Source organism: Cellulomonas sp. ATA003, assembly GCF_031582905.1.
Taxonomy (GTDB): domain Bacteria; phylum Actinomycetota; class Actinomycetes; order Actinomycetales; family Cellulomonadaceae; genus Pengzhenrongella.
The window spans coordinates 2,382,673-2,402,306 of sequence record NZ_CP133990.1; the positions used below are offsets into that span (position 1 = coordinate 2,382,673).

The 19,634-nt window shown below is 73.8% G+C and carries 22 protein-coding genes; 18 read left to right on the forward strand and 4 right to left on the reverse strand.

Annotated elements, in window-relative coordinates; all coding sequences use genetic code 11:
* The first annotated feature begins 5 nt into the window (after positions 1-5).
* From REH70_RS11860 to REH70_RS11895, 8 genes are all read left to right on the forward strand, one after another.
* Positions 6-155 carry a hypothetical protein gene (locus REH70_RS11860; protein ID WP_310747432.1) on the forward strand — a complete coding sequence of 50 codons (150 nt, stop codon included), beginning with the start codon at positions 6-8 and terminating at the stop codon, positions 153-155.
* A complete protein-coding gene (locus REH70_RS11865; protein ID WP_310747434.1) occupies positions 155-949 on the forward strand; it encodes a hypothetical protein in 795 nt (264 codons plus the stop codon). Before REH70_RS11860 ends, REH70_RS11865 begins: the two co-directional genes overlap by 1 nt.
* Positions 946-1,257 (forward strand): hypothetical protein, encoded by a 312-nt coding sequence (locus REH70_RS11870; RefSeq protein ID WP_310747436.1) that lies wholly within the window; start codon positions 946-948, stop codon positions 1,255-1,257. Before REH70_RS11865 ends, REH70_RS11870 begins: the two co-directional genes overlap by 4 nt.
* Positions 1,257-1,724, forward strand: coding sequence for a hypothetical protein (locus REH70_RS11875; protein WP_310747438.1), 468 nt, complete (start codon positions 1,257-1,259; stop codon positions 1,722-1,724). Before REH70_RS11870 ends, REH70_RS11875 begins: the two co-directional genes overlap by 1 nt.
* A complete protein-coding gene (locus REH70_RS11880) occupies positions 1,721-2,002 on the forward strand; it encodes a WhiB family transcriptional regulator (RefSeq protein ID WP_310747440.1) in 282 nt (93 codons plus the stop codon). Before REH70_RS11875 ends, REH70_RS11880 begins: the two co-directional genes overlap by 4 nt.
* Positions 1,999-2,385 (forward strand): helix-turn-helix domain-containing protein, encoded by a 387-nt coding sequence (locus REH70_RS11885; protein WP_310747442.1) that lies wholly within the window; start codon positions 1,999-2,001, stop codon positions 2,383-2,385. The genes REH70_RS11880 and REH70_RS11885 overlap by 4 nt, the downstream gene beginning before the upstream one ends.
* A gap of 525 nt (positions 2,386-2,910) precedes the next feature.
* Positions 2,911-3,693 (forward strand): hypothetical protein, encoded by a 783-nt coding sequence (locus REH70_RS11890; protein WP_310747444.1) that lies wholly within the window; start codon positions 2,911-2,913, stop codon positions 3,691-3,693.
* On the forward strand, positions 3,686-6,199 hold the full coding sequence (locus REH70_RS11895) for a phage tail tape measure protein (RefSeq protein ID WP_310747446.1): 2,514 nt from the start codon (positions 3,686-3,688) through the stop codon (positions 6,197-6,199). Before REH70_RS11890 ends, REH70_RS11895 begins: the two co-directional genes overlap by 8 nt.
* Positions 6,200-6,511: 312 nt before the next feature.
* Here the strand turns inward: REH70_RS11895 and REH70_RS11900 are convergent, their stop codons facing one another.
* The 3 genes from REH70_RS11900 to REH70_RS11910 all read right to left on the reverse strand — a co-directional run bounded on the left by REH70_RS11900 (position 6,512) and on the right by REH70_RS11910 (position 8,788).
* Positions 6,512-7,354 (reverse strand): DUF3800 domain-containing protein, encoded by an 843-nt coding sequence (locus REH70_RS11900; protein WP_310747448.1) that lies wholly within the window; start codon positions 7,352-7,354, stop codon positions 6,512-6,514.
* Positions 7,260-7,988: a hypothetical protein gene (locus REH70_RS11905; RefSeq protein ID WP_310747450.1), complete on the reverse strand. Its 729-nt coding sequence runs from the start codon at positions 7,986-7,988 to the stop codon at positions 7,260-7,262. The genes REH70_RS11900 and REH70_RS11905 overlap by 95 nt, the downstream gene beginning before the upstream one ends.
* A 419-nt stretch (positions 7,989-8,407) precedes the next feature.
* On the reverse strand, positions 8,408-8,788 hold the full coding sequence (locus REH70_RS11910) for a hypothetical protein (RefSeq protein WP_310747452.1): 381 nt from the start codon (positions 8,786-8,788) through the stop codon (positions 8,408-8,410).
* 416 nt (positions 8,789-9,204) lie between these two features.
* Between REH70_RS11910 and REH70_RS11915 the strand changes: the two genes are divergently transcribed.
* The 8 genes from REH70_RS11915 to REH70_RS11950 all read left to right on the forward strand — a co-directional run bounded on the left by REH70_RS11915 (position 9,205) and on the right by REH70_RS11950 (position 16,926).
* Positions 9,205-10,002, forward strand: a complete 798-nt coding sequence (locus tag REH70_RS11915) for a type 1 glutamine amidotransferase domain-containing protein (RefSeq protein WP_310747454.1) — start codon at positions 9,205-9,207, stop codon at positions 10,000-10,002.
* A 407-nt stretch (positions 10,003-10,409) separates the two neighbouring features.
* Complete coding sequence (locus REH70_RS11920; RefSeq protein ID WP_310747456.1) at positions 10,410-11,360, forward strand: acetylesterase; 951 nt, start codon at positions 10,410-10,412, stop codon at positions 11,358-11,360.
* Positions 11,361-11,449: 89 nt separating this feature from the next.
* Positions 11,450-11,698 (forward strand): LuxR C-terminal-related transcriptional regulator, encoded by a 249-nt coding sequence (locus REH70_RS11925; RefSeq protein WP_310747457.1) that lies wholly within the window; start codon positions 11,450-11,452, stop codon positions 11,696-11,698.
* A gap of 103 nt (positions 11,699-11,801) precedes the next feature.
* The gene (locus tag REH70_RS11930) at positions 11,802-12,806 is read left to right on the forward strand and encodes a siderophore-interacting protein (protein ID WP_310747459.1); all 1,005 of its coding nucleotides are present in this window, start codon (positions 11,802-11,804) and stop codon (positions 12,804-12,806) included.
* On the forward strand, positions 12,803-13,858 hold the full coding sequence (locus REH70_RS11935) for an iron ABC transporter permease (RefSeq protein ID WP_310747461.1): 1,056 nt from the start codon (positions 12,803-12,805) through the stop codon (positions 13,856-13,858). Before REH70_RS11930 ends, REH70_RS11935 begins: the two co-directional genes overlap by 4 nt.
* A 122-nt stretch (positions 13,859-13,980) precedes the next feature.
* Entirely contained in the window at positions 13,981-14,937 is a 957-nt protein-coding gene (locus tag REH70_RS11940) for an iron chelate uptake ABC transporter family permease subunit (RefSeq protein WP_310747462.1), read from the forward strand.
* The gene (locus REH70_RS11945) at positions 14,934-15,758 is read left to right on the forward strand and encodes an ABC transporter ATP-binding protein (protein ID WP_310747463.1); all 825 of its coding nucleotides are present in this window, start codon (positions 14,934-14,936) and stop codon (positions 15,756-15,758) included. The genes REH70_RS11940 and REH70_RS11945 overlap by 4 nt, the downstream gene beginning before the upstream one ends.
* Positions 15,759-15,882: 124 nt before the next feature.
* A complete protein-coding gene (locus REH70_RS11950) occupies positions 15,883-16,926 on the forward strand; it encodes an iron-siderophore ABC transporter substrate-binding protein (protein ID WP_310747465.1) in 1,044 nt (347 codons plus the stop codon).
* A gap of 809 nt (positions 16,927-17,735) precedes the next feature.
* Here REH70_RS11950 and REH70_RS11955 read toward each other — a convergent pair.
* Positions 17,736-17,981, reverse strand: a complete 246-nt coding sequence (locus tag REH70_RS11955; protein WP_310747467.1) for a hypothetical protein — start codon at positions 17,979-17,981, stop codon at positions 17,736-17,738.
* Between the two features lie 308 nt (positions 17,982-18,289).
* On the opposite strand from REH70_RS11955, the gene REH70_RS11960 reads away from it, so the two are divergent.
* Together REH70_RS11960 and REH70_RS11965 are read left to right on the forward strand one after the other, a co-directional pair.
* Positions 18,290-19,369, forward strand: coding sequence for a glycoside hydrolase family 43 protein (locus tag REH70_RS11960; protein ID WP_310747468.1), 1,080 nt, complete (start codon positions 18,290-18,292; stop codon positions 19,367-19,369).
* Positions 19,370-19,389: 20 nt separating this feature from the next.
* Positions 19,390-19,602 carry a hypothetical protein gene (locus tag REH70_RS11965; RefSeq protein ID WP_310747469.1) on the forward strand — a complete coding sequence of 71 codons (213 nt, stop codon included), beginning with the start codon at positions 19,390-19,392 and terminating at the stop codon, positions 19,600-19,602.
* Positions 19,603-19,634: the final 32 nt, after the last annotated feature.

Sequence of the window (19,634 nt, forward strand, 5' to 3'; positions counted from 1 at the left end):
GCCGCGTGGTCGAGGCGTCGTGCCGCACCTGCGCCCGGACGTTCGAGATCACCGGCGCCGCCTGGTCGCACTCCGCCTCGGCACGTCACGTCGTCGACGTGCGCTACGCCGTCGCGTTCACCTTCCGCCCGAACGTCCCCGAGGACGCCGCCTGATGGGCGCCACGAACGTGAAGTTGGCCTACGGCCGTTGGGGCCACCTGCCCGACCGGCCGTTCAGGCTGCTTGCGTACATGGCGAACGTCGCCCACGACACCGACAGCCCCGGGATCACCGCACGCCGCTTCTGGGGCGGGCGCGACGACCTCGCCTACGCCCTGGGCCGCGGCATCCTCCCGCCGGCCCCGGAGAGCGACGACGACAGCCCGGAGGCGGTGCAGGCCAGGAAGGCCCGGCACGCCGCCTACGTCGCCGTGAGCACGGCCATGACGTGCCTGCGCAAGGCGGGCGCGATCCGGCCCGTCACGCGGGGTAGGTCCGGTCGCCGGGCGGAGTACGAGCTCGTCCTCGACCTCCTGTCGGCCCCCGCGCAGGTACAGGGCAAGCCTGTACCTGAGCCCTCGCGAGTCCCTTGGGAGGACCTCGTGCCCGAACCGACCAGTCAGGCTGACCCTGCACCTCAGGGCCAGGGTGAGCCTGTCCCAGTGGGCCAGGGTGAGCCTGACCAATGGGCCACGGCTGCCCTGGCCCCTAGGAACCATGAGGACCCACTACAAGATTCATCGGCAGGACCAAGTGCGCGCGCCGCAGGCGCGGACCGTCACCTACCTAACGCGCACGAGGCCGCGGACGCTGATGACGAGTACGGCGCAGCAACGAAGGCCCTCGAGCGACTGGGGCCCGACCGGTACGGCGAGCTCGTCCAAGCCGCCGCGACCGCGCAGCCCGACGCCACCGTCGCCCAGTGGGTCCTGGCCGCCGCTTCCACCCTTCGCACCGGTGCCGCATGACCCCGGCCGACCGTGACCCCACCGACCTCGGCCTCGCACCCGCCCCGGCCCCCGCCGAGCACGCCTGCCACCGCGGATGGATCGGCGGCGAGGACCACCCCAAGCCCTGCCCCACCTGCAAGCCCCACCTCACCAGGAGACGACCCATGCCCACGGTCACCGCCCCCACACCACAGCCCCCCGCAGCCCGCACCCCCTGTCCCCACACCACCTGGACCAGCCGCCCCTCCCGCAAGGTCGCCGGCTTCGTCATCCGCCGCTGCACCGACTGCGGCACCACCGAAGCCCGCCGAGGAGAGAACGCCTGATGCAGCTCACCGCCGCCGTCCTCGACGCCGAAGCCACCATCCGCACACTCCTCACCAGCACCCCCGGCTGGGACGTCTGGCGCGACGACCGCACCCGACGCAACCCCGACCGACCGACCTTCATCGCCAACCACCCCGGACACCACATCACCCTGGCGATCTACGTCCGCCCCCGGCGCCTCCGCCCCACCGAGACCCCCACCAGCACCCACAGCCCCGCCGGCACCCGCCCCGTCGTCTGGCACCCCCAGCTCGCCGACGACATCGAGGCTTGGCTCCACCACCCCACCCCCGACACCCCCGGGCTCCTCCCCCACCCCGACCAGGACCCCGGAACACGGCGTGAACGTTCCGCAGGGCCTTCGCGGGCCACCCGCGTTAGAGGCCGCACGGGTGACCGTGGCGTGACCACAGGCGACGTGACCAGCGAGGACACAGGCTCCGTCGCAGTAGCAATCCGACGGTGAACGCCGAGAGCAGCGCGTGGGTGGTCCCGGACCACGCCCGCCCCGCGTGGGACGCCCTGTCCCGTGTTCTCGCCGAGCAGCGCGAGCCGGCGCCGTGCGAGGCCGCCCCCGAAGCGTGGTTCACGCCGCTCCTCGTCGAGGACGCCCGCGCAGGGTGCGCCCGGTGCCCCGCTGTCGCTGAGTGCCTGGCCTACGCGCTGGTGGCGGACGAGCGGACAGGCGTGTGGGGCGGCCTCGACGAGCGGCAGCGGCGTGAGCGGGTGCGGCGCGCCTCGTGACCGGGCTCGAGGAGTTCACCGGGCCGCGGGCCGCTGAGGCGGTCGACGGGCTGATGGTGACCCTGCGGGCGGCGATCCGGGCAGGTGGCCGAGGGCAGGTCCCGACGGTCGTCACCGAGCTCGCGGAGGCGCTGCACGCCGCCGCCGTCGCGCACGAGCGGCGGGGTTCCGGCGCCGGAACCTCCGACGGTGCTCCCGGAACGATGGATCACGTGACCAGGGCATGGTCCACACCGGGTGAAGCGGCCCGGCGGGTCGGGTGCTCGGCGGAGTACGTGCGACGTCTCGCACGCACCGGCCGGGTGCCCGCCCGCCGAGTTGGGCCGGTCTGGGAAGTGGACCGCGACGCCCTGGACGAGCTCTACCGGAGGGAGGCGTCATGACGGCAGCACGTGCAGCGGCCGACCTCGCCGCGCTCCTCCCGATGAACGACCCGCTGGCTCGCCTGGGCCGGCTCCGACTCGATGCGGCGATGCGCCGCGAACAGGAGACCACCATGACGACGATTGGCCCCAACGGTCCCGAGCCCGTGATCGACTCCCGCACCATCCGGACGCCGCGGTCGGGAGAGAAGTCCGTCGACGGCGTCCTCTACACCGACACGGGCGTGAAGCGCCCCGACGGTGTGAGGGTCGCTGGCGGGCCGGGGAGCGCTGTCATCGAGCCGACCGACGACGGTGGTTCGTGGATCCCCACCGAGCAGGCCGAAGCGGAGCGGCGTGTCGGAACTCCCTCCGTGACGCTGCGGTCGATCCGCGGCCGGACGAGCTCCTGCCCCCGATCGGCGCAGGCGAGTTCGACCCGCACGGCCCGAATGTCGTCGCGATCGAGGTCGGCGACCCGCGCCGCACCGCGGCCGTCGCCGCATATCGCGCCGCGCAGGCCGCTGCAGCCCAGGGTGACGGCAAGTGACCGGCAACGTGTGGGAGACGGTCGCCGACAAGGTCGCCCGGGACGCCGCGCGCCAGCGGGTATCGACGGCACGCTCGCGCCTCACCGAGCTCCACAAGCAGCTCGACGACGCGCTCCACGCCGCCCGGACGCACCGGGACCCGAATCTCAGCGACGAGGGCCTCGGCAACAAGCAGCGCGAGCTCACCCAGCGCGCCCACGACACGATCGGGCCGCAGATCAAGCAGCTGCAGGCGCAGGTCCACGGCGACGCGGACACGCTGCGCCGCTGGGCCGAGGACGCCCGCCCCAAGGTCGGCGACGACGCGACGTCCCTCATGCGCCACCAGGTCGCGTGGGACCGGGTGCGGATGCGCCTTGAGGCGGGGATGCCGATGCAGCAGATCCTCACCACCGCCACCAGGGAGGAGGCCCTCGCCATCCGCGAGTGGGCGCCGGCGTGGATGGACGCCCAGACGTACAACGCGGCGCAGCACGGCGGCCTCTCCGCAGGGCTCTACAGCCCGCCGGACACGACGGGCCTCATGCGGTCGATCGACGACCGGCTCGCAGCGATCGAGGGCGGGCAGGTCGCAGCCGCGATCGCGGCCGCACGCGAGGCCGAGGTTGTCGTCGCGGGTGTGGAGCCGATCGTGCGCCACCTGGACACGCTCGCCGCAGGTGGACAGTCGGACGCGCTCGGGGCGGCGCTCGAGTCCCACTACAAGGCCCAGGAGGCCGCCGCCGGCTACCAGGACCCCACCGAGGACGAGGCGACGAGGGGGCTCACGCATGGCTGACCTCGACCTTGGCACCCTCAAGGGTTCCATCGACCTCGACATGGACAGGTTCGAGCGGAAGTACCGGGCCGTCATCGACCTCCTCCAGGATCTCGCGTCCGATCCCATCCCGGACCTGAAGCTCGACCTGGACATCGTCGGCGCGCAGACCGCGGTCGACCGGATCGACGCGGCGGTGCGGGCCATCCCTGACGGGAAGGTCGACGTCACCGCAGACATCTCCGGGGCCGAGTCAGCCCTCGACGACGTCGCGGACAAGGCCAGTGCCGCCGGCACCGAGGCAGGCGACGGCGCAGGGAAAAACCTCGCCGGTGGGATCGTCGCCGCCCTCGCCACGATCCCCATCGCGGGTGCCGTCGTCGGGATCGGCGCCGCGATCGGTTCGTCGATCCTCGACGGGTTGCAGGCCGAGGTCCGCACCGACCTGTTCTCGGCGCGCACGGGCCTGGACGAGGCGACGGCGGCACGGTTCGCTCGGGCTGCGGGTGAGGCCTACGCGGGGAACTTCGGTGAGTCGATCGCGGCCAACATGGACGCGGCGAGGATCGCGGTGCAGTCCGGCCTCCTCGACCCGGAAGCGACGGCGAGGGACGCGCAGGACGTGCTCGAGCAGCTCACGGGCATCTCCGACCTGCTGGGTGAGGAGTACCCCGCCGTGGCGCGCGCCGCGGCGCAGGCGATCAAGACGGGCATCGCGGGTGACGCGGCCGGGGCGTTCGACCTGTTGGCCCGCGGTACGCAGGTCGGCCTCAACGTGTCGGAGGACCTCCTCGACACGGTGACCGAGTACGGCACTCAGTTCCGGAACCTCGGCCTGGAAGGGCCGCAGGCGCTCGGTCTGCTGTCGCAGGCGGTCAACGCTGGCGCCCGCGACACAGACATCGCCGCGGACGCCCTCAAGGAGCTCGCGGTCCGCGCCGCCGACCCGGCCATGGCGGCCGGGTTCGAGGCGATCGGCGTGTCTCAGGCCGACATCGCCCAGGGCGGGCCCCGGGCATCCGCGGCGCTCGGGGACATCCTGGACCGCCTGCGGGACATCGAGGACCCCGCGAAGCGGAACGCCGCCGCCATCGAGCTGTTCGGCACCCAGGCCGAAGACCTCGGCGACGCCCTCTACGCCATGGACCTCACGACGGCGGCCGACCAGTTCGGCGCCGTCGCCGGCGCCGCCCGCAACGCCCTCGACGTCATGGGTGACAACGCCGCGGCGCAGATCGAGTCGGCCCGCCGGAACATCGAGGTCGCCGCGAACGGCATCAAGGGCGCCCTCGCTGCAGCGTTCGCCGACGAGGCGACCGACGCCGCGCAGTGGGTGCAGCGCAACCGCGGCCCGCTCATGGAGTTCCTCCTCAACGCCGTCAACGGCGGCATCGACCTGGGACGGTCCATCGCGCAGGGGATGGCTACGGGCGGGGCTGGGGTCGGGGAGTTCCTCGCGGGCCCCGCGGCGGACTTCCTCGATGCCCTCGCGGCGATGACCGAACAGGTCGGGTTCCTGTTCGGTGCCGACCAGGACACCATCGACGGGCTGCGGGAAGCCGGTGACGCCCTGCGCGCGTCCGGTGACGCGATGGTCGACACGTCGAAGGTCATGGAACAGGAGTGGGTCGGGACCCTCGACGCGATGCAGGAGAAGGCGAACGCGTGGGCGGCGCCGGAGATCCTGTCCGCGCACATCCACGACGCGGTCCTGGACGCGCAGTCCCGCCTCGACGAGCTGTCCGCGACGATCGACTCGACCGGCGGGACGGTCACCATCAACGGGAACCAGGTGCCTGCGCAGGAAGCGCTCGACGTGCTCGTGGGGAACATCGACGAGTCCGACGGCACCGTCACCATCAACGGCAACCGTGTCCCCGCCAGCGACGCCCTGGACACCCTCATGGGCCTGATCCGGTCGAGTCAGGGTGACGTCACGATCGGCGGGAACTCCACCACCGCACGCGGTGAAGTCGCCGGGTTCAAGGTGTGGTCGTCCACCCAGCAGGCGTGGGTCCCGGTGGACGCCGACACGTCCGCCGCGACGGCGGCGATCGACGCGTGGACGTCCGCGATGTCCCGCACCCGGTCCGTCCGCATCCAGACGATCACCGAGAACGGCGGCAACACCGGCGGCGGGTTCTGGACCGGTGGGTACACCGGTGCTGGTGGGAAGTTCGAGCCTGCCGGCACGGTGCACCGCGGGGAGTTCGTCATCAACGCCGAGGAGACCGCCGAGCATCGGCCTCTGCTCGAGGCCATCCACGCCGGCCGTGACCTGCCCGGCTTCACCAGTGGCGGGTACGTCGACGCCGCACTCGCGGCCGCCAGGTCCGGCCAGTACCTACCCGTGGCGGCAGACGGTGGCACGGCAGTCGCCACCGTCGGGGCCCCCGCGCCCGCAGCTGCACCGGCCAACGTCACGTACAACGTCAACGTCTACCCGACCGCGGGCCGCGCCCTGCGCCCGGTCGACGTCGTCAACGCCCTCAAGGACTTCGAAGCGAACAGAGGACCCAGGCCGTGACGTGACCACGGTGTGACCGCATTGCCGCTGACCTGCGGTGATGCGGTCAGCGTCGGATACAGAGTCCGCGACTGCCGCCTTCTCAGCACCACGCCACGGTGACCGATGAGGAGGTGTGTGGGGCGCCAGCGGCCCACACCTGAAGACCGCAAGACGAGTGAGCTACAGCACTGCATTGTGCGGTAAACCGCTGTAGTGTCGATCATGTCGGAGCCCGTTGGTGGGGCTGCCGAGACCAGCCGGAACCGGGCGACCGGATCCTTCCACCCCTAGAGGTGGTTGAGGCCCTCGGAGTCCCTCCTGCGGGCTTCGTCATGCCGCGAGCAGGTCCCACCATGCTCGCCGCGTGAGCGCGCCGGCATCGCCGTACATCTTGATGCCCCACCCCAGCAGCTGACCGTTGGGCCCGCGGCGGATCTGCGAGCGGTGGGCGAGAAGATGAGCAGCACAGGCGACGTCCGTCTCTGACCCGCTCAACGCGGTGCCCATCATCCCCATGTAGAGGTCCGCGATCTGCAGACCGTCGAACCTGTCCGGGCCGTGCCATGACGGCGGCCACTTGATGTACCGCATCGGGGCGTCCGTCTTGCGGTAGTCGCGCACGGCGTCGAGGTAGTTGCGACTGTCGGTGGCGGCGGTGCCGCGGATGCTGCTGAGCGCCACGATGGCCAACCGCGACCCTCCGGGCCAGTACCGGGCAGCGTAGGCAACACGCTCGAGCAGCAACTTGGTGACGTAGTTGTAGAACAGGTCCTGGTCAGCGCGCAGGTGTTCACTTGCGATCAACGTGCGCTTCTCGCAGACGACGTAGATGACCACGGCGCCGGGGATGGCCGCGACCATGTCAGCCGCGAGCTTCCGCCGGAAGGCGTGCTTTGGCTTCGGCGTGAAGTGATCCACCCAGTGCAAGGGCTTCTCGGTGTTGATCTCCGAGCGCAGCCCAGCCGCCACCACGCGCATGTGAGGTGCCGACTCCGCCGGCACCATCACCGCGGTCATGGCGAAGAAGGGTGAGGACTTCGTCGTGAAGCCTCGGTCCCCGAACTCGTCGACGTAGACCTCAACCTTCGGCAGTCGCCCCAACGCAGGTGGCGTCTTCCAACGGTCGTCTATGGAGCCGAACCTCACTCCGTGCGATGGCATGAGGAGGATCATGCCTCAGCCCACCCACACCGTTTCCGCGACGTGTGGCGGTGACGCTCCGGTGCGCGCCGGCGATGGGTGCCTCGACGATGGGCGACTTGATCGCGAGCCGCGCAACCCCCCGCGTCAGAGCACCGGTGGCCATCCCGGTTGCGGCATCGTCCCGGCTGCGCTGTGGGACGCGACGAGCCAGGCGCCGTCCGGCTGAAGCTGCATGGTGAGCGTTACCGCGACAACCGGCTCCCCGGCTCGGGAACAGCGCCGCACCGTGCGGCGCGATGACGACCCGCTCGAGGTCGACGCCGACCACCATGGCCAGCGCGAGCGCCTTGGTGTCGGTGTAGTCGGCGGCAGGACGGGGTAGCGAGTCGTGGAGCGAACCGAGTTCCCCGAGCGCGAACCCCGGCCAGCGCACGTGTCGAGGGTCAGGCGCAGCGAATGCGGCTGCCATCTCGTCCAGGTCGTGCCCGTCCAGCTCGGCGGCGTGGCGGTTCCTCCAAAGCCACACCTGCGCCCACGCCAGGCGCAGACATGGCGTCAACTGCTTCCACGCCTCGACGTAGTCACCGGCATCGAGCGTGCGTAGCCAGCGGGTCGCCGCCGCTGGTGCTCCCTCACTGGTGGTGTGCTCTTCGGTGCGGGTCATGGTCTCTCCACGGTAGGGGGCTAGCTGGCTCAGCCGTCGCGGTTCACGTGAGGGCGGGCCCTGGACCTAGGGCTGATGGACCTCAGCGGGTCAACCGGGTCGACGTGTGCGTCTGCCACGATTCGGGCAACGTCGCCCTCCGTGAACGCGATGGACTGGCCGATGCGGACGTGCGGGACTTCCCTGCGACGGGCCCGCCGCTTCCAGTAGTCCGCCGACTTCCCCAAGCGAGCAGCGACGTCCGTGGGCGAGAGCAAGCTGGGCCGGTCGTCGCGCATCGCCGGCGCCAGCGGATCGTCCGAGCGAGGTTCCATGGCGCATCAGCATGGCAGGACACTCGCTCGCTACCGCGGCAGGAAGGCGGGACGACGCCGCCCCCAGCCATCGGCCAGGGGCGGCGCCCTTGCGCGCTGACGGACCTATCGGGTGCCTCCCTCGCGCGCCTGGTCCATGCTCGCTCGGGTGGCCTGCGTGGGGATCATGGCCTTGAGCGCCCAGACAGTGGCCTTCTGCACGTCCGCGGCGAACCTCGACGCCGCCTCAGGATCCTCGAAGGTCCATGGCGTCTCGGGGGTGGTCACGGTGACGCACCAGGGGTCGTCGTCCCATGCGGTGACCGCGACGGACCAGTCGTCTCCGGTGCCGGCCGACACGACGTGCCGGACCTCGTTGTCCTCCGTCGGCCGGTGCGCCTGGCGCTTGTACGCGTGGTCGCACGGGAACCGTGTGCACACCGGGTGAATCGTCTTCTCACCCGCGAAGTTGCTGCCACTCGCCGGCGTCTGCTCGATGCTGTTCATGGGGATCGCTCCTGCTTCCATCAGGTCGGTTCCAAGGCCCTCGCCGGTGTTCCAGCACCGTGCGGGGGCCGCTTGCTTGTCAGGGTGCTCCGAGGGTGTGACATCTGCCCCGGAGCGGTCACGCGGTTGGTCACGGACGCGCCACACGTGACCATCTGGGGGCGGCACGGCACGGCACGCGGTGGCCCTCGGTTGAGCACGACGCGGGGTCCGGTGGCACGGTTCGTCATGGCGCGTCACCGCCGGACTCTGACTCATAATCCGTGGGTCGTGGGTTCAAGCCCCACCTGGCCCACGAGCGATCCGAGCCGGCCCCCGACGTGGACGTGACCCGTCTCGGGGCCTGGGGTAGAGGCTCGGTGACCTCGGTGACCTGGAGCCGCCCGGATGGGCGCCCTCGACCGACGGGGGACGACATGCCCAGGCAGCACTCGCTCAAGGGGCGTCGGATCGCCGTCCTGGCAGCCGACGGGTTCGAGAAGGTCGAGCTGGTCATGCCGTTGCGGGCACTGCGGCGCACCGGTGCGGACGTCCATGTCGTCTCGCTGCGGCACGGGCGCATCCGCGGGATGAACCTGCACCTGCCCGCCACGCGGGTCGGCGTGGACAGGACGATCAGCGAGACCGACCCCGGCGAGTACGACGGGCTGCTCGTCCCCGGCGGTTTCATCGGTCCTGACCTGCTCCGTCAGTCGGCCGAGGTACGGGCTTTCGTCCGCGCCTTCGTCGCGAGCGGACGACCCGTCGTCACGCTCTGCCACGGACCGTGGGTCCTCGCGTCGGCGGGCGCCCTCGCCGGACGCACGCTCACCTCGTGGCCCGGCATCCGGGACGACGTGGTGAACGCCGGCGCGACCTGGCTCGACCGGCCGGTGGTGCGGGACGGTAACCTCACCACCAGCCGCGGTCCGCAGGACATGGCTGCCTTCGTCCCGGCGATGCTCGACGCCTTCACCCCGTCCTCACCGCAGCCCCAGCGGATGATCGGCGACGACGGATCCGATCCGCAGCGCGACGCGCCGCCGGGTCTGGCGATCACGGCGCTGCGTGCGTCCCCGAAGCCGTCCGCCGTCGCCGTGGTCGCCGTGGTGGGCGTCGGCGTCGTGGCGGGCGTCCGACGCCGATCGCGCGGGCCGGCACCGGGGGCTGACCTGCACCGCGGATCGCACCCGGGCACTTCGAGCCGCGCGAGCGGGTCGCCCGACGCGGCTTGACGCCACGGGGCGTGTCCGCCCAGCATGGAAAGCGCCTTCCGGCCGAGTTGCGGACCACGCGACACCGCCGGCCCTTCGCTCGTCCCCGCCCTGAACGGAGCACCGCGTGCCCACCCCCGACCCGAGGCCGACCGTCCCAGCGCCCTGGGTGGGTATGACGACTGGCCGGCCTGGGTCCACGGCCGCCTCCCGGACGACGGTCACGCCCCTCCGGCGACGGCCGCGTCGCGTCCGGCGACGACGGCGTCCCGTCCGGGGACGACGGCGCTGCGGCGGCGCCGAGCCTCGGGCACGAGGTCGCACGCGCGCTCGGCCTTCCCGCGCCGACCGTCCCCGGCGCACCGCCGCTCCGGACGCTGGCCCGGTGGCAGGCCGACGGCGTCATCACCGAGGAGGTCGAGTGGTCGGTGGGCTTCGGTCCGGCCACCCGCGCCTGGCTGCTGCGCCCGGCCGCCGCTGCGAGCACGCAGGTGGCGACCGACCCCGCCGCGGCGCGTCCCGGCGTCCTGCTGCTGCACTGCCACGCCGGGATCAAGTCCATCGGCGCGGAGCGGCTCGTCCGCACCCCGGCACCCACGGTGCTGGCCGAGCGGCTGCGCCGGGAGCTGTACGACGGGCGTGCCCTCGCGGAGGACCTCGCCCGCCGCGGGTTCGTCGTCCTGGTGCACGACACCTTCGCGTGGGGCTCGCGGCGGTTCGACCTGGACCCGCTGCCGATCAGTCTGCGCGGGCCGATGAGCTGGGCCGAGGCCGCGTGGGCCGCCGACGGCGTCGCGCCGGACGACCACATGCGCTACGACACCGCCGCCGGCCTCCACGAGCACGTGGTCGCCAAGACGGCCGGGACGCTCGGGACGTCGTTCGCCGGGATGGTCGCGCACGACGACCTCGTGGCGCTCGAGGTGCTGCGGAGCGCACCGGGCGTCGACCCGAGCCGCACTGCGGCAGCCGGCTTCTCCGGCGGGGGCGGTCGGGCCGCGACGCTCGCCGGGCTCGACCGCGGGCTGCGCGCGGCCGCCGTCGTCGCGATGATGACGACCACCGACGCGCTCCTGCCGGCCTACGCGGACGCGCACTCGTGGCTGCTCACCACGCCCGGCCTGCTCGGCCGGGTCGGGTTGCCGCAGATCGCCGCGGGCCGGCGCGCGCACGACCTGCTCGCCGTCTCCTTCGCCGACGACCGCCTGTTCCCGCCCGACGGCGTGCGCGACGCGCACGCCGAGCTCGTGCAGCGGTACGCCGCGCCGGGGGCGACGGGCACCGTCCGCGGCGAGATCCTCCCCGGCGGCCACGTGTTCACCGCGGCCGCGCAGGACCTCGTGGCCGACTTCCTGCACACGGCGCTGACCGTGGCATGACGCGTCGCAGCCGGACCCATCCGCCGCCCGGACGGCTCCGAACCCATGGGGTGCACCAGTCCACTGAGCCCCGGAGGTCGACCGTGTCCGTGCCGCAACCCTCGCGCCCCCGTCCCACACCGGCGCTCGCGCCGGTACCGGCGCCGGTCCTCCTCACCGACCGCGAGCGCGTCGTCCTGTCGCGCCTCGAGCGGGAGCTCACGCTCGGCCAGATCGCGGTCGACCTCTTCGTCTCGCGCAACACCGTCAAGTCCCAGGTCCGCAGCGTGTACCGCAAGCTCGGCGTCGCGACGCGCGCCGATGCGCTCGCCCGCGCCCGGGAGTGCGGCCTGCGCTGACCACGCGTCCGCTGACCACACGTCTGTGGCCTTCGTCACGGTGGGCCGCGGAATGCTCGCGGGCTCTTCCCGGGCGCCGAGAGGCCGCTGCTAAGGTAAGGCGATGCTTACCTTCGCTGAAGCGGCTGTCGTCGCGCCGGTCTACCCCGCGTACCGGCCCTTCGACGCCGTCGTGCAGCGGGTCCTGCGCCTGAGCCCGCACTTCGTGCGCGTCACGTTCACCGGCGAGGACTTCGGCCTGCTCGGCCGCACCGGCCTGGACCAGCGGATCAAGCTCATGCTCCCCCACGCCGACGGGTCGCTCTGCGACGTCGGCGCCGCGGACCCGCAGACGATCCTCGACGGCAGCTGGTACGCCCGGTGGCGCGACCTGCCGGCCGACGAGCGCAACCCCTTCCGCACCTACACCGTGCGCAGCGTGCGCCCCGAGCGCCGCGAGCTCGACGTCGACATGGTGCTGCACGACCCCGCCCCCGGGCAGGTGGACGGCCCCGCCGCGGCCTGGCTGCGGCGGGCGAAGGCCGGCGACCGGGTCGTCGTCGTCGGGCCCGACAGCCGGACGACGGACCCCACGGTCGGGTGCGACTGGCGCCCGGGCGGCGCGCGGCACCTGCTGCTCGCCGGGGACGAGACCGCCGCGCCCGCGATCGCCGGGATCATCGAGTCGCTCGACCCGGGTGTGACCGCGCAGGCGTTCATCGAGGTCCCGACCGGCGCCGACATCCAGAACCTGGTCCCTCGCGGCCGGTCGCAGGTGGCCTGGCTCGCCCGCGACGCCGGGTGCGAGACGGCCGACGGTTTCCAGGCCGTCGCGCCGCACGGCGCGCTGCTCACCCAGGCCGTCGCCACCTGGCTCCCCCGGCACATGAGCCAGCTCAGCACGGTCGTGCGGCCCTCGCCCGACGCCCTGGAGGACGTCGACGTCGACGTCGACCTGCTGTGGGACTCCCCGGTCGACCCGACCACGGGCGACTTCTACTCCTGGATCGCCGGCGAGGCCGCCACCGTGAAGAGCCTGCGCCGGCACCTCGTGAGCGAGATCGGCGTGGCGCGGTCCAACGTCGCGTTCATGGGGTACTGGCGGCTCGGGCGCTCCGAGTCCCAGTGACCCCGGCGTCCGTCCGGGCCCGCCCCACGGCGGCGCCCGCGGCACCCGGTGCGGTCCGCCGGTGGGTCGCCCCCGTCGCCCTGGGGGTGGTCCTGCTCCTCGCCGTCGCGATCAGCCTCACGGTCGGTGCGCGCAGCACGTCGCCGGGGACCGTCCTGACCGCCCTGCTCGACCCGGCCGCCCTGGCCGACCCGGCCGACGCCGTCGTCGTGCGCGACCTGCGGGGCCCGCGGACCGTGATCGGTCTGCTGGCGGGCGCCGCGCTCGGGCTCGCCGGGGTCGTCATGCAGGGCGTGACCCGCAACCCGATCGCCGACCCCGGGCTGCTGGGGGTCAACGCGGGCGCGGCGTTCGCCGTCGTGCTCGGGATCAGCGTGGTGGGCATCGGGTCGAACGCCGGCCTCGCAGCGTTCGCGCTCGCGGGCGCGCTCGTGGCGGCCTCGCTCATCGCGGTCATCGCGACGTCGGCCCGGGCCGGCGCCGCGCCGGCGGTCCTCGTCGTGGCCGGCGCGGCCGTCACCGCGGGCCTGACGTCCCTGACGACGCTCGTGCTGCTCGGCGACCCCGGGGCACTCGACCGCTACCGCCTGTGGACCGTGGGGTCGCTCGCCGGGCGGGACCTCGAGCTCGCCGGCTCCCTCGCGCCGCTGCAGCTCGTCGGCGCCGTCGTCGCGCTCGCGCTCGCCCGTGCGCTCGACGCCCTCGCGCTCGGCGACGACGTCGCCCGCGGCCTCGGCTTCCGGCCGCTGCCCACCCGCGCGGCCGCCATCGGCGCGGTCGTCGTCCTGTGCGGGACGGCGACGGCGTTGGCCGGGCCGCTCGTCTTCGTCGGCCTGCTCGGCGCGCACGGCGCACGCGCCCTCGTCGGCGGTCGGCACGCACGCCTCCTGCCGGTCGCCGCGATGCTCGGTGCCGCGCTCGTCGTCCTGGCCGACAGCCTGGGGCGCGTCGTCGTGCCCCCGGGTGAGCTCGAGGTCGGCATCGTCGTCGCGGCCGCGGGGGCGCCGCTGCTCATCGCGCTCGTGCGCTCGGGGCGGGCGGCCGGGCTGTGACCGCACCTGCCGTACCCGCCCGCCCGGCACCGTCGGCGTCGTCAGGGTCCGCCGGCGCGCCGGTCCCTGCGCTGGCGCACCTGCGCCGCGCCGACCGCCGTCGCGCCGCCCTCGTTGTCGGGGTGCTGCTCGCCGTGGTCGTCGGGCTCGGGGTCACCGCGCTCGCAGTCGGACCAGTCGCGCTCACCCCCGGCGAGGTGCTCGGCGCGCTCGCCGGCGCGGAGGGGCGCGCCGGGGTCATCGTGCTCGGCCTGCGCGCGCCACGGCTCGCGCTCGCGCTCGTCGTCGGCGCCGCGCTGGGCCTCGCCGGGGCGCTGCTGCAGTCGGTCGTGCGCAACCCGCTCGCCAGCCCGGACGTCGTCGGGCTCACCGGCGGGGCGAGCGCCGCCGCCGTGCTCGCCATCGCCGCCGGCGCGAGCGGGACCGCGGTCGACGCCGCCGCGCTCGGTGGGGCGCTGCTCGCCGCGGTCGCGGTCTTCGGGTTCAGCGGGCGCGGGGTGACCGGCACCCGGTTCATCGTCGTCGGGGTCGCGGTGGCGTTCCTCGCCAACGGGTTCCTCGGGTACGGCCTCACCCGCGCGAGCCTCGCCGAGGCGCAGAGCGCGTTCTTCTGGCTCGTCGGCAGCGTCGGCACCGCCCCGTGGGGCGACGTCGCGCGGGTCGCCGCGGTGCTCGGGCTGGTCGGGGTCGTGCTGGTCACCCTCCGGCGGCCGCTGTCCGCGGTCGCCCTCGACGACGACAGCGCGCGGGCCATCGGCGCCCGCCCGGTCGCCACCCGCGTCGCGGCGATCGTGCTGTCCAGCGTGCTCGCGGCCGTGGCGGTCGCCGTCGCCGGGCCGGTCGCGTTCGTCGCGTTCGTCTCCGGGCCCATCGCGCGCCGCCTGCGCGGGCACGGACCGGCGCTGGTCACCGCACCGCTCGTGGGCGGCGTCGTCGTGGTCGCCGCGGACCTCGTCGCCCAGCACCTCATCCCCGGCTCGCTCGAGCCGCCGGTCGGCCTCGTCACCGGCGTGCTGGGCGCGCCGTTCCTCATCTGGCTCCTCGTCCGGGGCGAGCAGCGCAAGGAGATGTCCGCATGACCGGCACCACCGACCCGTCGCCGGCGCCCGCCGGGCCGCTGCTGCGCGCGCACGGCCTCACGCTCGGCTACGGACGCGCCGACGTCGTGCACGCCGTGGACCTCGACGTCACCCCGGGGCGCCTCACCGTGCTGGTCGGGGCGAACGCGAGCGGCAAGTCGACGCTCGTGCGCGGCCTGGCCCGGCTGCTCACCCCGCGCGGCGGGTCGGTGACCCTGGACGGCATCGACCTCGCGCGCATGCCCACCCGGCGGATCGCCCGGACGGTCGGCGTCCTGCCGCAGTCGCCGGTCGCCCCGGACGGCATCCGCGTGGGCGAGCTCGTCGCTCACGGGCGCTACCCGCACCAGCCCCTGTTCCGGGGCCACCGCAGCGACGACGACGCCGTCGTGGCTGCCGCCCTCGCCGCCACGGACGCCGCCTCGCTCGTCGAGCAGCGGGTCGACCAGCTCAGCGGCGGCCAGCGTCAGCGGGTGTGGATCGCGATGGCGCTCGCCCAGCAGCCGCGCATCCTGCTGCTCGACGAGCCGACGAGCGCCCTCGACGTCGCGCACCAGGTCGAGGTCCTCGACGTCCTGCGCGCCGAGGTGCGCCGCGGCATGACGGTCGTCCTGGTGATCCACGACCTCACGCTCGCCGCCCGGTACGCCGACGAGGTCGTCGTGATGGCCGACGGCCGGGTGGTCGCCCGCGGGGAGCCCGTCGCGACCCTGACCGAGGACGTCGTCGAGCGGGCGTTCGGCGTGCAGGCCCGCATCCTGCACGACCCGGACACGGGCAGGCCGGTCATCCTGCCCCGGTCGCGGCCGGTGACCGCGTGACACGAGGCCGTCGCAACGCCCTGGTTGGTTAGGCTAGCCTCACCTACGCACGCCGCACCGTCGCGCGATCCCCCGCCGGGCCCTGAGCCCGGGCGTGCCCGGACACCCACCTGTAGGAGCCCCCGTGACCGCTCTCCGCCGACGGACCACCTCGGTCGCCGTCGTCCTGTCCGCCGCCCTGCTCGCGACCGCGTGCTCCGGCACCGACGCCGAGCCCGCAGCGGGCCCGTCCGCCGACGACGCCACCACCGCCTCCTCGGACGCCTTCCCCGTGACCATCGAGCACGCGCTCGGCTCGACGACGATCGAGGAGGAGCCGCAGCGCGTCGTCACCTGGGGCTGGGGCACCGCGGACGCCGTCATCGCGCTCGGCGTGACACCGGTCGCGATCCCCACCCAGTCCTACGGCGGGGACGACGAGGGCGTGCTCCCCTGGATCCGCGAGGCCCTCGAGGAGGCCGGCGAGGAGATCCCGACCGTGCTCCCCGACACCGGCGACGACGTGCCGTTCGAGGAGATCGCCGAGGCCGAGCCCGACGTCATCCTCGCGCCCTACTCCGGGATCACCGCCGAGCAGTACCGGACGCTGTCGGCGTTCGCGCCCGTGGTGGCCTACCCGGACCAGCCGTGGGCGACACCGTGGCGCGACGTCGTCACGATCACCGGTGAGGCGCTGGGCCGCAGCGACGAGGCCGAGGCCGTGCTGACCGACATCGACGCGCAGGTCGCCGAGCAGCGCGACGCCCACCCCGAGTTCGAGGGGCTGACGCTCGCCGCCACCTGGGAGCAGGGCGGCGTGTTCTACGTCTACGCCGACGAGGACCCGCGGGTGGAGTTCATGCTCGACCTCGGCTTCGTCAACGCGCCCGCGGTCGACACCCTCGACACCGACGAGTCGCCGTTCTACTTCACGCTCAGCACCGAGCGGCTCAGCGAGCTCACCAGTGACGTCCTGGTCGCGTACGGCACCACCGAGGAGGAGCTCGCGGCGTTCCTCGCCGCGCCCTACGCCCAGGTCATGCCGCAGGTCACGCAGGGCGCGGTCGCCGAGGTCGTCGGCGAGGAGTTCATCGCCGCGGTCTCCCCGCCGACGGCGCTCTCGCTCCCGTGGGGGCTGGACGACGTCGTCGCGGAGCTCGAGGAGGCCGTCGCGGCGCGCGGCGCCTGACCGACGCCGGGACGCACCGTCCACACCTTCAGCGCGGCGGACGCACGACGTCCGCCGCGCTGCTGCGTCCGGGACGCCAGGACCGCCGGACGTGGCGCTGCGGACACGGCCCTGCGGACGTGGCGGTGCGGACGTGGCGGTGCGGACGTGGCGCTACGGAGCGGGGAACCGGGCCCACACGTGCTTGGTGGACTCGGTCGCGTACCAGCCGACGTCGAGGGCCAGCCGGCGGGCGATCTGCAGCCCGAAGCCGCCGTGGCCGGGGCTGCGGGCACCGGCGAGGTAGGGGTCGTGCCGAGGTCGTGATCGGCGACGTCGAGCACGTAGGTGTCGCGCTCACGCAGCAGGCGGACGGTCGTCGGCGGGATGGCGTGCTCGAGCGAGTTGGTCGCGAGCTCCGAGGCGACCAGCACCATGCTGTGCGCGACGGCGTCCAGCTCGGGGAGCGGGCCGCGCCCGCCCGGGCCGATCTCCTCCGCCAGCCCGGCACGCAGCGTGCGCAGCTGACCGAGGGAGTCCAGCACCCACGTCCGAACCAGCGTGAACCCCGCGGACGGGCGCGAGCTGACGAGACCCTCGTCGCTCTCGGGAGTGGTGTCCCGGGAAGGGGCACGTCCGGGCTCCACCACCGTGCTCCCTGTCCGTCGTCGGGTCGCCGCCGTGCTCTCGACGGGCGCCGACCACGGTAGGTGGCGCCCGACGCCGCCGCGACCTGACGCACACCGGTGAGGGCGACGGGTCGGTCACACCCGGCCGAGGAGCGCCGGGACGACGCGCGCCGGGCACCGCGCCCGGCGGTCACGCGGGCCTCAGCGGACGGCGACCTCCCGGACCGGGACGTCGTCGGGCAGGAGCGGCCCGGGCAGCGTCACCGCCCGGGCCCCGCCCGCGATGGCGTCGACGGTGCGGGACCACAGCGGCTCGCGCAGCACGCCGCCGCGCCGCTCGAGCCAGCGGTGCAGCTCGGCCTCCACCTCGGGTCGTGCCTGGCCGGCCATGACCGCGGCCACGATGTCGACCGCCTGCTGCGTCCTTGTCCGGTACCACCTCGTCATGGCGTCGACGCTAGCCAGGCCGGGTGTCCCGGTCCGGGCCGGACGGAGAACACCGGGCGAACACCCGCGGCCGTCACCGGAGTGGGTGGCTCGGCCGACACCGGTCCGCGGGGACGGGGAGCACGACGTCGACGTCGGCGTCGCAGCCGCACCGCAGGCGCCTCGGCGGCCCCGGGTACGCGTCTCTTCATCGTTGTACTATTGCGGCGGTACCCGGGGCACCCGGTCCGCGGCCGAGGTCGCGCCGGGTCCACGCCAGCCCGCCACCGAGGCGGCCGCGGCATCGGCGACCGGCGGAGGGCACCGACATGACGACCGGCCACGAGCGACCCGAGCGCGACCGCGTCGCGCCCGGGGACGGCGGCGGCGTGGACGATGCGCAGGCCGTCGTCGAGGACGCGGGCGGCGTCGTCGTCCCGTGGCTCGACGACGTCCGCGGGCACCTCACGCTCCCGGAGGCGGGCAACCACGGCTCCCGCCTGACCTGGGAGTCCTCCGCGCCGGACGTCGTCGCGCCCGGCGGCGAGGTCACCCGCCCGCCGGCCGGCGGGTCCGCCGTCGAGGTCGACCTCACCGTGACGGCGACCCGCGGCCCGGCCACCTCCCGGCTGACCCACCGCGCGACCGTGCGCCCGCTGCCCACCGCGCAGCCGTACGCGGGCTACCTGTTCGCGCACTTCGTCGGCGAGGACACCCCCGACGGCGAGGCGATCTACCTCGCGGTGAGCGACGGGGACACGGTCGCGTCCTGGCACACGCTGAACGGGGGCCGGCCGGTCCTGACGTCGGGGCTCGGCGAGGGCGGCCTGCGCGACCCGTTCATCATCCGCTCACCCGACGGCGACCGCTTCCACCTCCTCGCCACCGACCTGCGGGTGTACGGCGTCGGGGACTTCATCGGCGCGCAGGAGCACGGCAGCACCTCGCTCATGATCTGGGACTCCACCGACCTCGTGACCTGGACGGACCAGCGCATGGTGCGGGTGTCGTCCGACCACGCCGGCAACACCTGGGCACCGGAGGCCGTCTGGGCGCCGGAGCTCGGGCAGTACGTCGTGTTCTGGGCCTCGAACCTCTACCCGACGCCCGAGCGCGAGGGCCGGCGCAACACCGACAGCTACAACCGGATGATGTACGCGCTGACCCGCGACTTCGTGACGTTCACCGAGCCGCAGGTCTGGATCGACGTCGAGCGGGCGCCCGGCTACGGGACCATCGACTCCGCGGTGATCCGGCACGACGGCATGTACCACCGGTTCACCAAGGACGAGCGCCCGGACGTCATGATGGTGTTCCAGGAGCGCTCCCCGACCTGCTGCGCCCGACCACCGGGACGATCGGGTCGTCCTGGGAGCTGGTCGCCGAGCGGATCGGCGCCGGCACCCTGACCCACGGCGAAGGACCGACCGTGTTCAAGGACAACGCCGGGGACCGCTGGTACCTGTTCCAGGACTGGCCGCCCTACGGCGGCGGGCACGGCTACGTCCCGTTCGAGACGACCGACCTCGACTCCGGCGTCTGGACGCCCACCCGCGGGGCCACCCTGCCGACGACGCCGCGGCACGGCACCGTCCTGCCGATCACCGCCGAGGAGCTGGAGCGCCTGCGTCGGCACTGGTGAGGCCGGCAGTTGTGAGGCCGGCACCGGTGAGC

Excerpts from the sequence above, each read along its gene's own strand:
- REH70_RS11955 (WP_310747467.1), bottom strand. The coding sequence starts at position 17,981 with ATGACGAGGTGGTACCGGACAAGGACGCAGCAGGCGGTCGACATCGTG.
- REH70_RS11910 (WP_310747452.1), bottom strand. The coding sequence starts at position 8,788 with ATGAACAGCATCGAGCAGACGCCGGCGAGTGGCAGCAACTTCGCGGGT.
- REH70_RS11895 (WP_310747446.1), top strand. The coding sequence starts at position 3,686 with ATGGCTGACCTCGACCTTGGCACCCTCAAGGGTTCCATCGACCTCGAC.
- REH70_RS11865 (WP_310747434.1), top strand. The coding sequence starts at position 155 with ATGGGCGCCACGAACGTGAAGTTGGCCTACGGCCGTTGGGGCCACCTG.
- REH70_RS11905 (WP_310747450.1), bottom strand. The coding sequence starts at position 7,988 with ATGACCCGCACCGAAGAGCACACCACCAGTGAGGGAGCACCAGCGGCG.
- REH70_RS11960 (WP_310747468.1), top strand. The coding sequence starts at position 18,290 with ATGACGACCGGCCACGAGCGACCCGAGCGCGACCGCGTCGCGCCCGGG.
- REH70_RS11945 (WP_310747463.1), top strand. The coding sequence starts at position 14,934 with ATGACCGGCACCACCGACCCGTCGCCGGCGCCCGCCGGGCCGCTGCTG.
- REH70_RS11915 (WP_310747454.1), top strand. The coding sequence starts at position 9,205 with ATGCCCAGGCAGCACTCGCTCAAGGGGCGTCGGATCGCCGTCCTGGCA.
- REH70_RS11900 (WP_310747448.1), bottom strand. The coding sequence starts at position 7,354 with ATGATCCTCCTCATGCCATCGCACGGAGTGAGGTTCGGCTCCATAGAC.
- REH70_RS11870 (WP_310747436.1), top strand. The coding sequence starts at position 946 with ATGACCCCGGCCGACCGTGACCCCACCGACCTCGGCCTCGCACCCGCC.
- REH70_RS11930 (WP_310747459.1), top strand. The coding sequence starts at position 11,802 with ATGCTTACCTTCGCTGAAGCGGCTGTCGTCGCGCCGGTCTACCCCGCG.
- REH70_RS11875 (WP_310747438.1), top strand. The coding sequence starts at position 1,257 with ATGCAGCTCACCGCCGCCGTCCTCGACGCCGAAGCCACCATCCGCACA.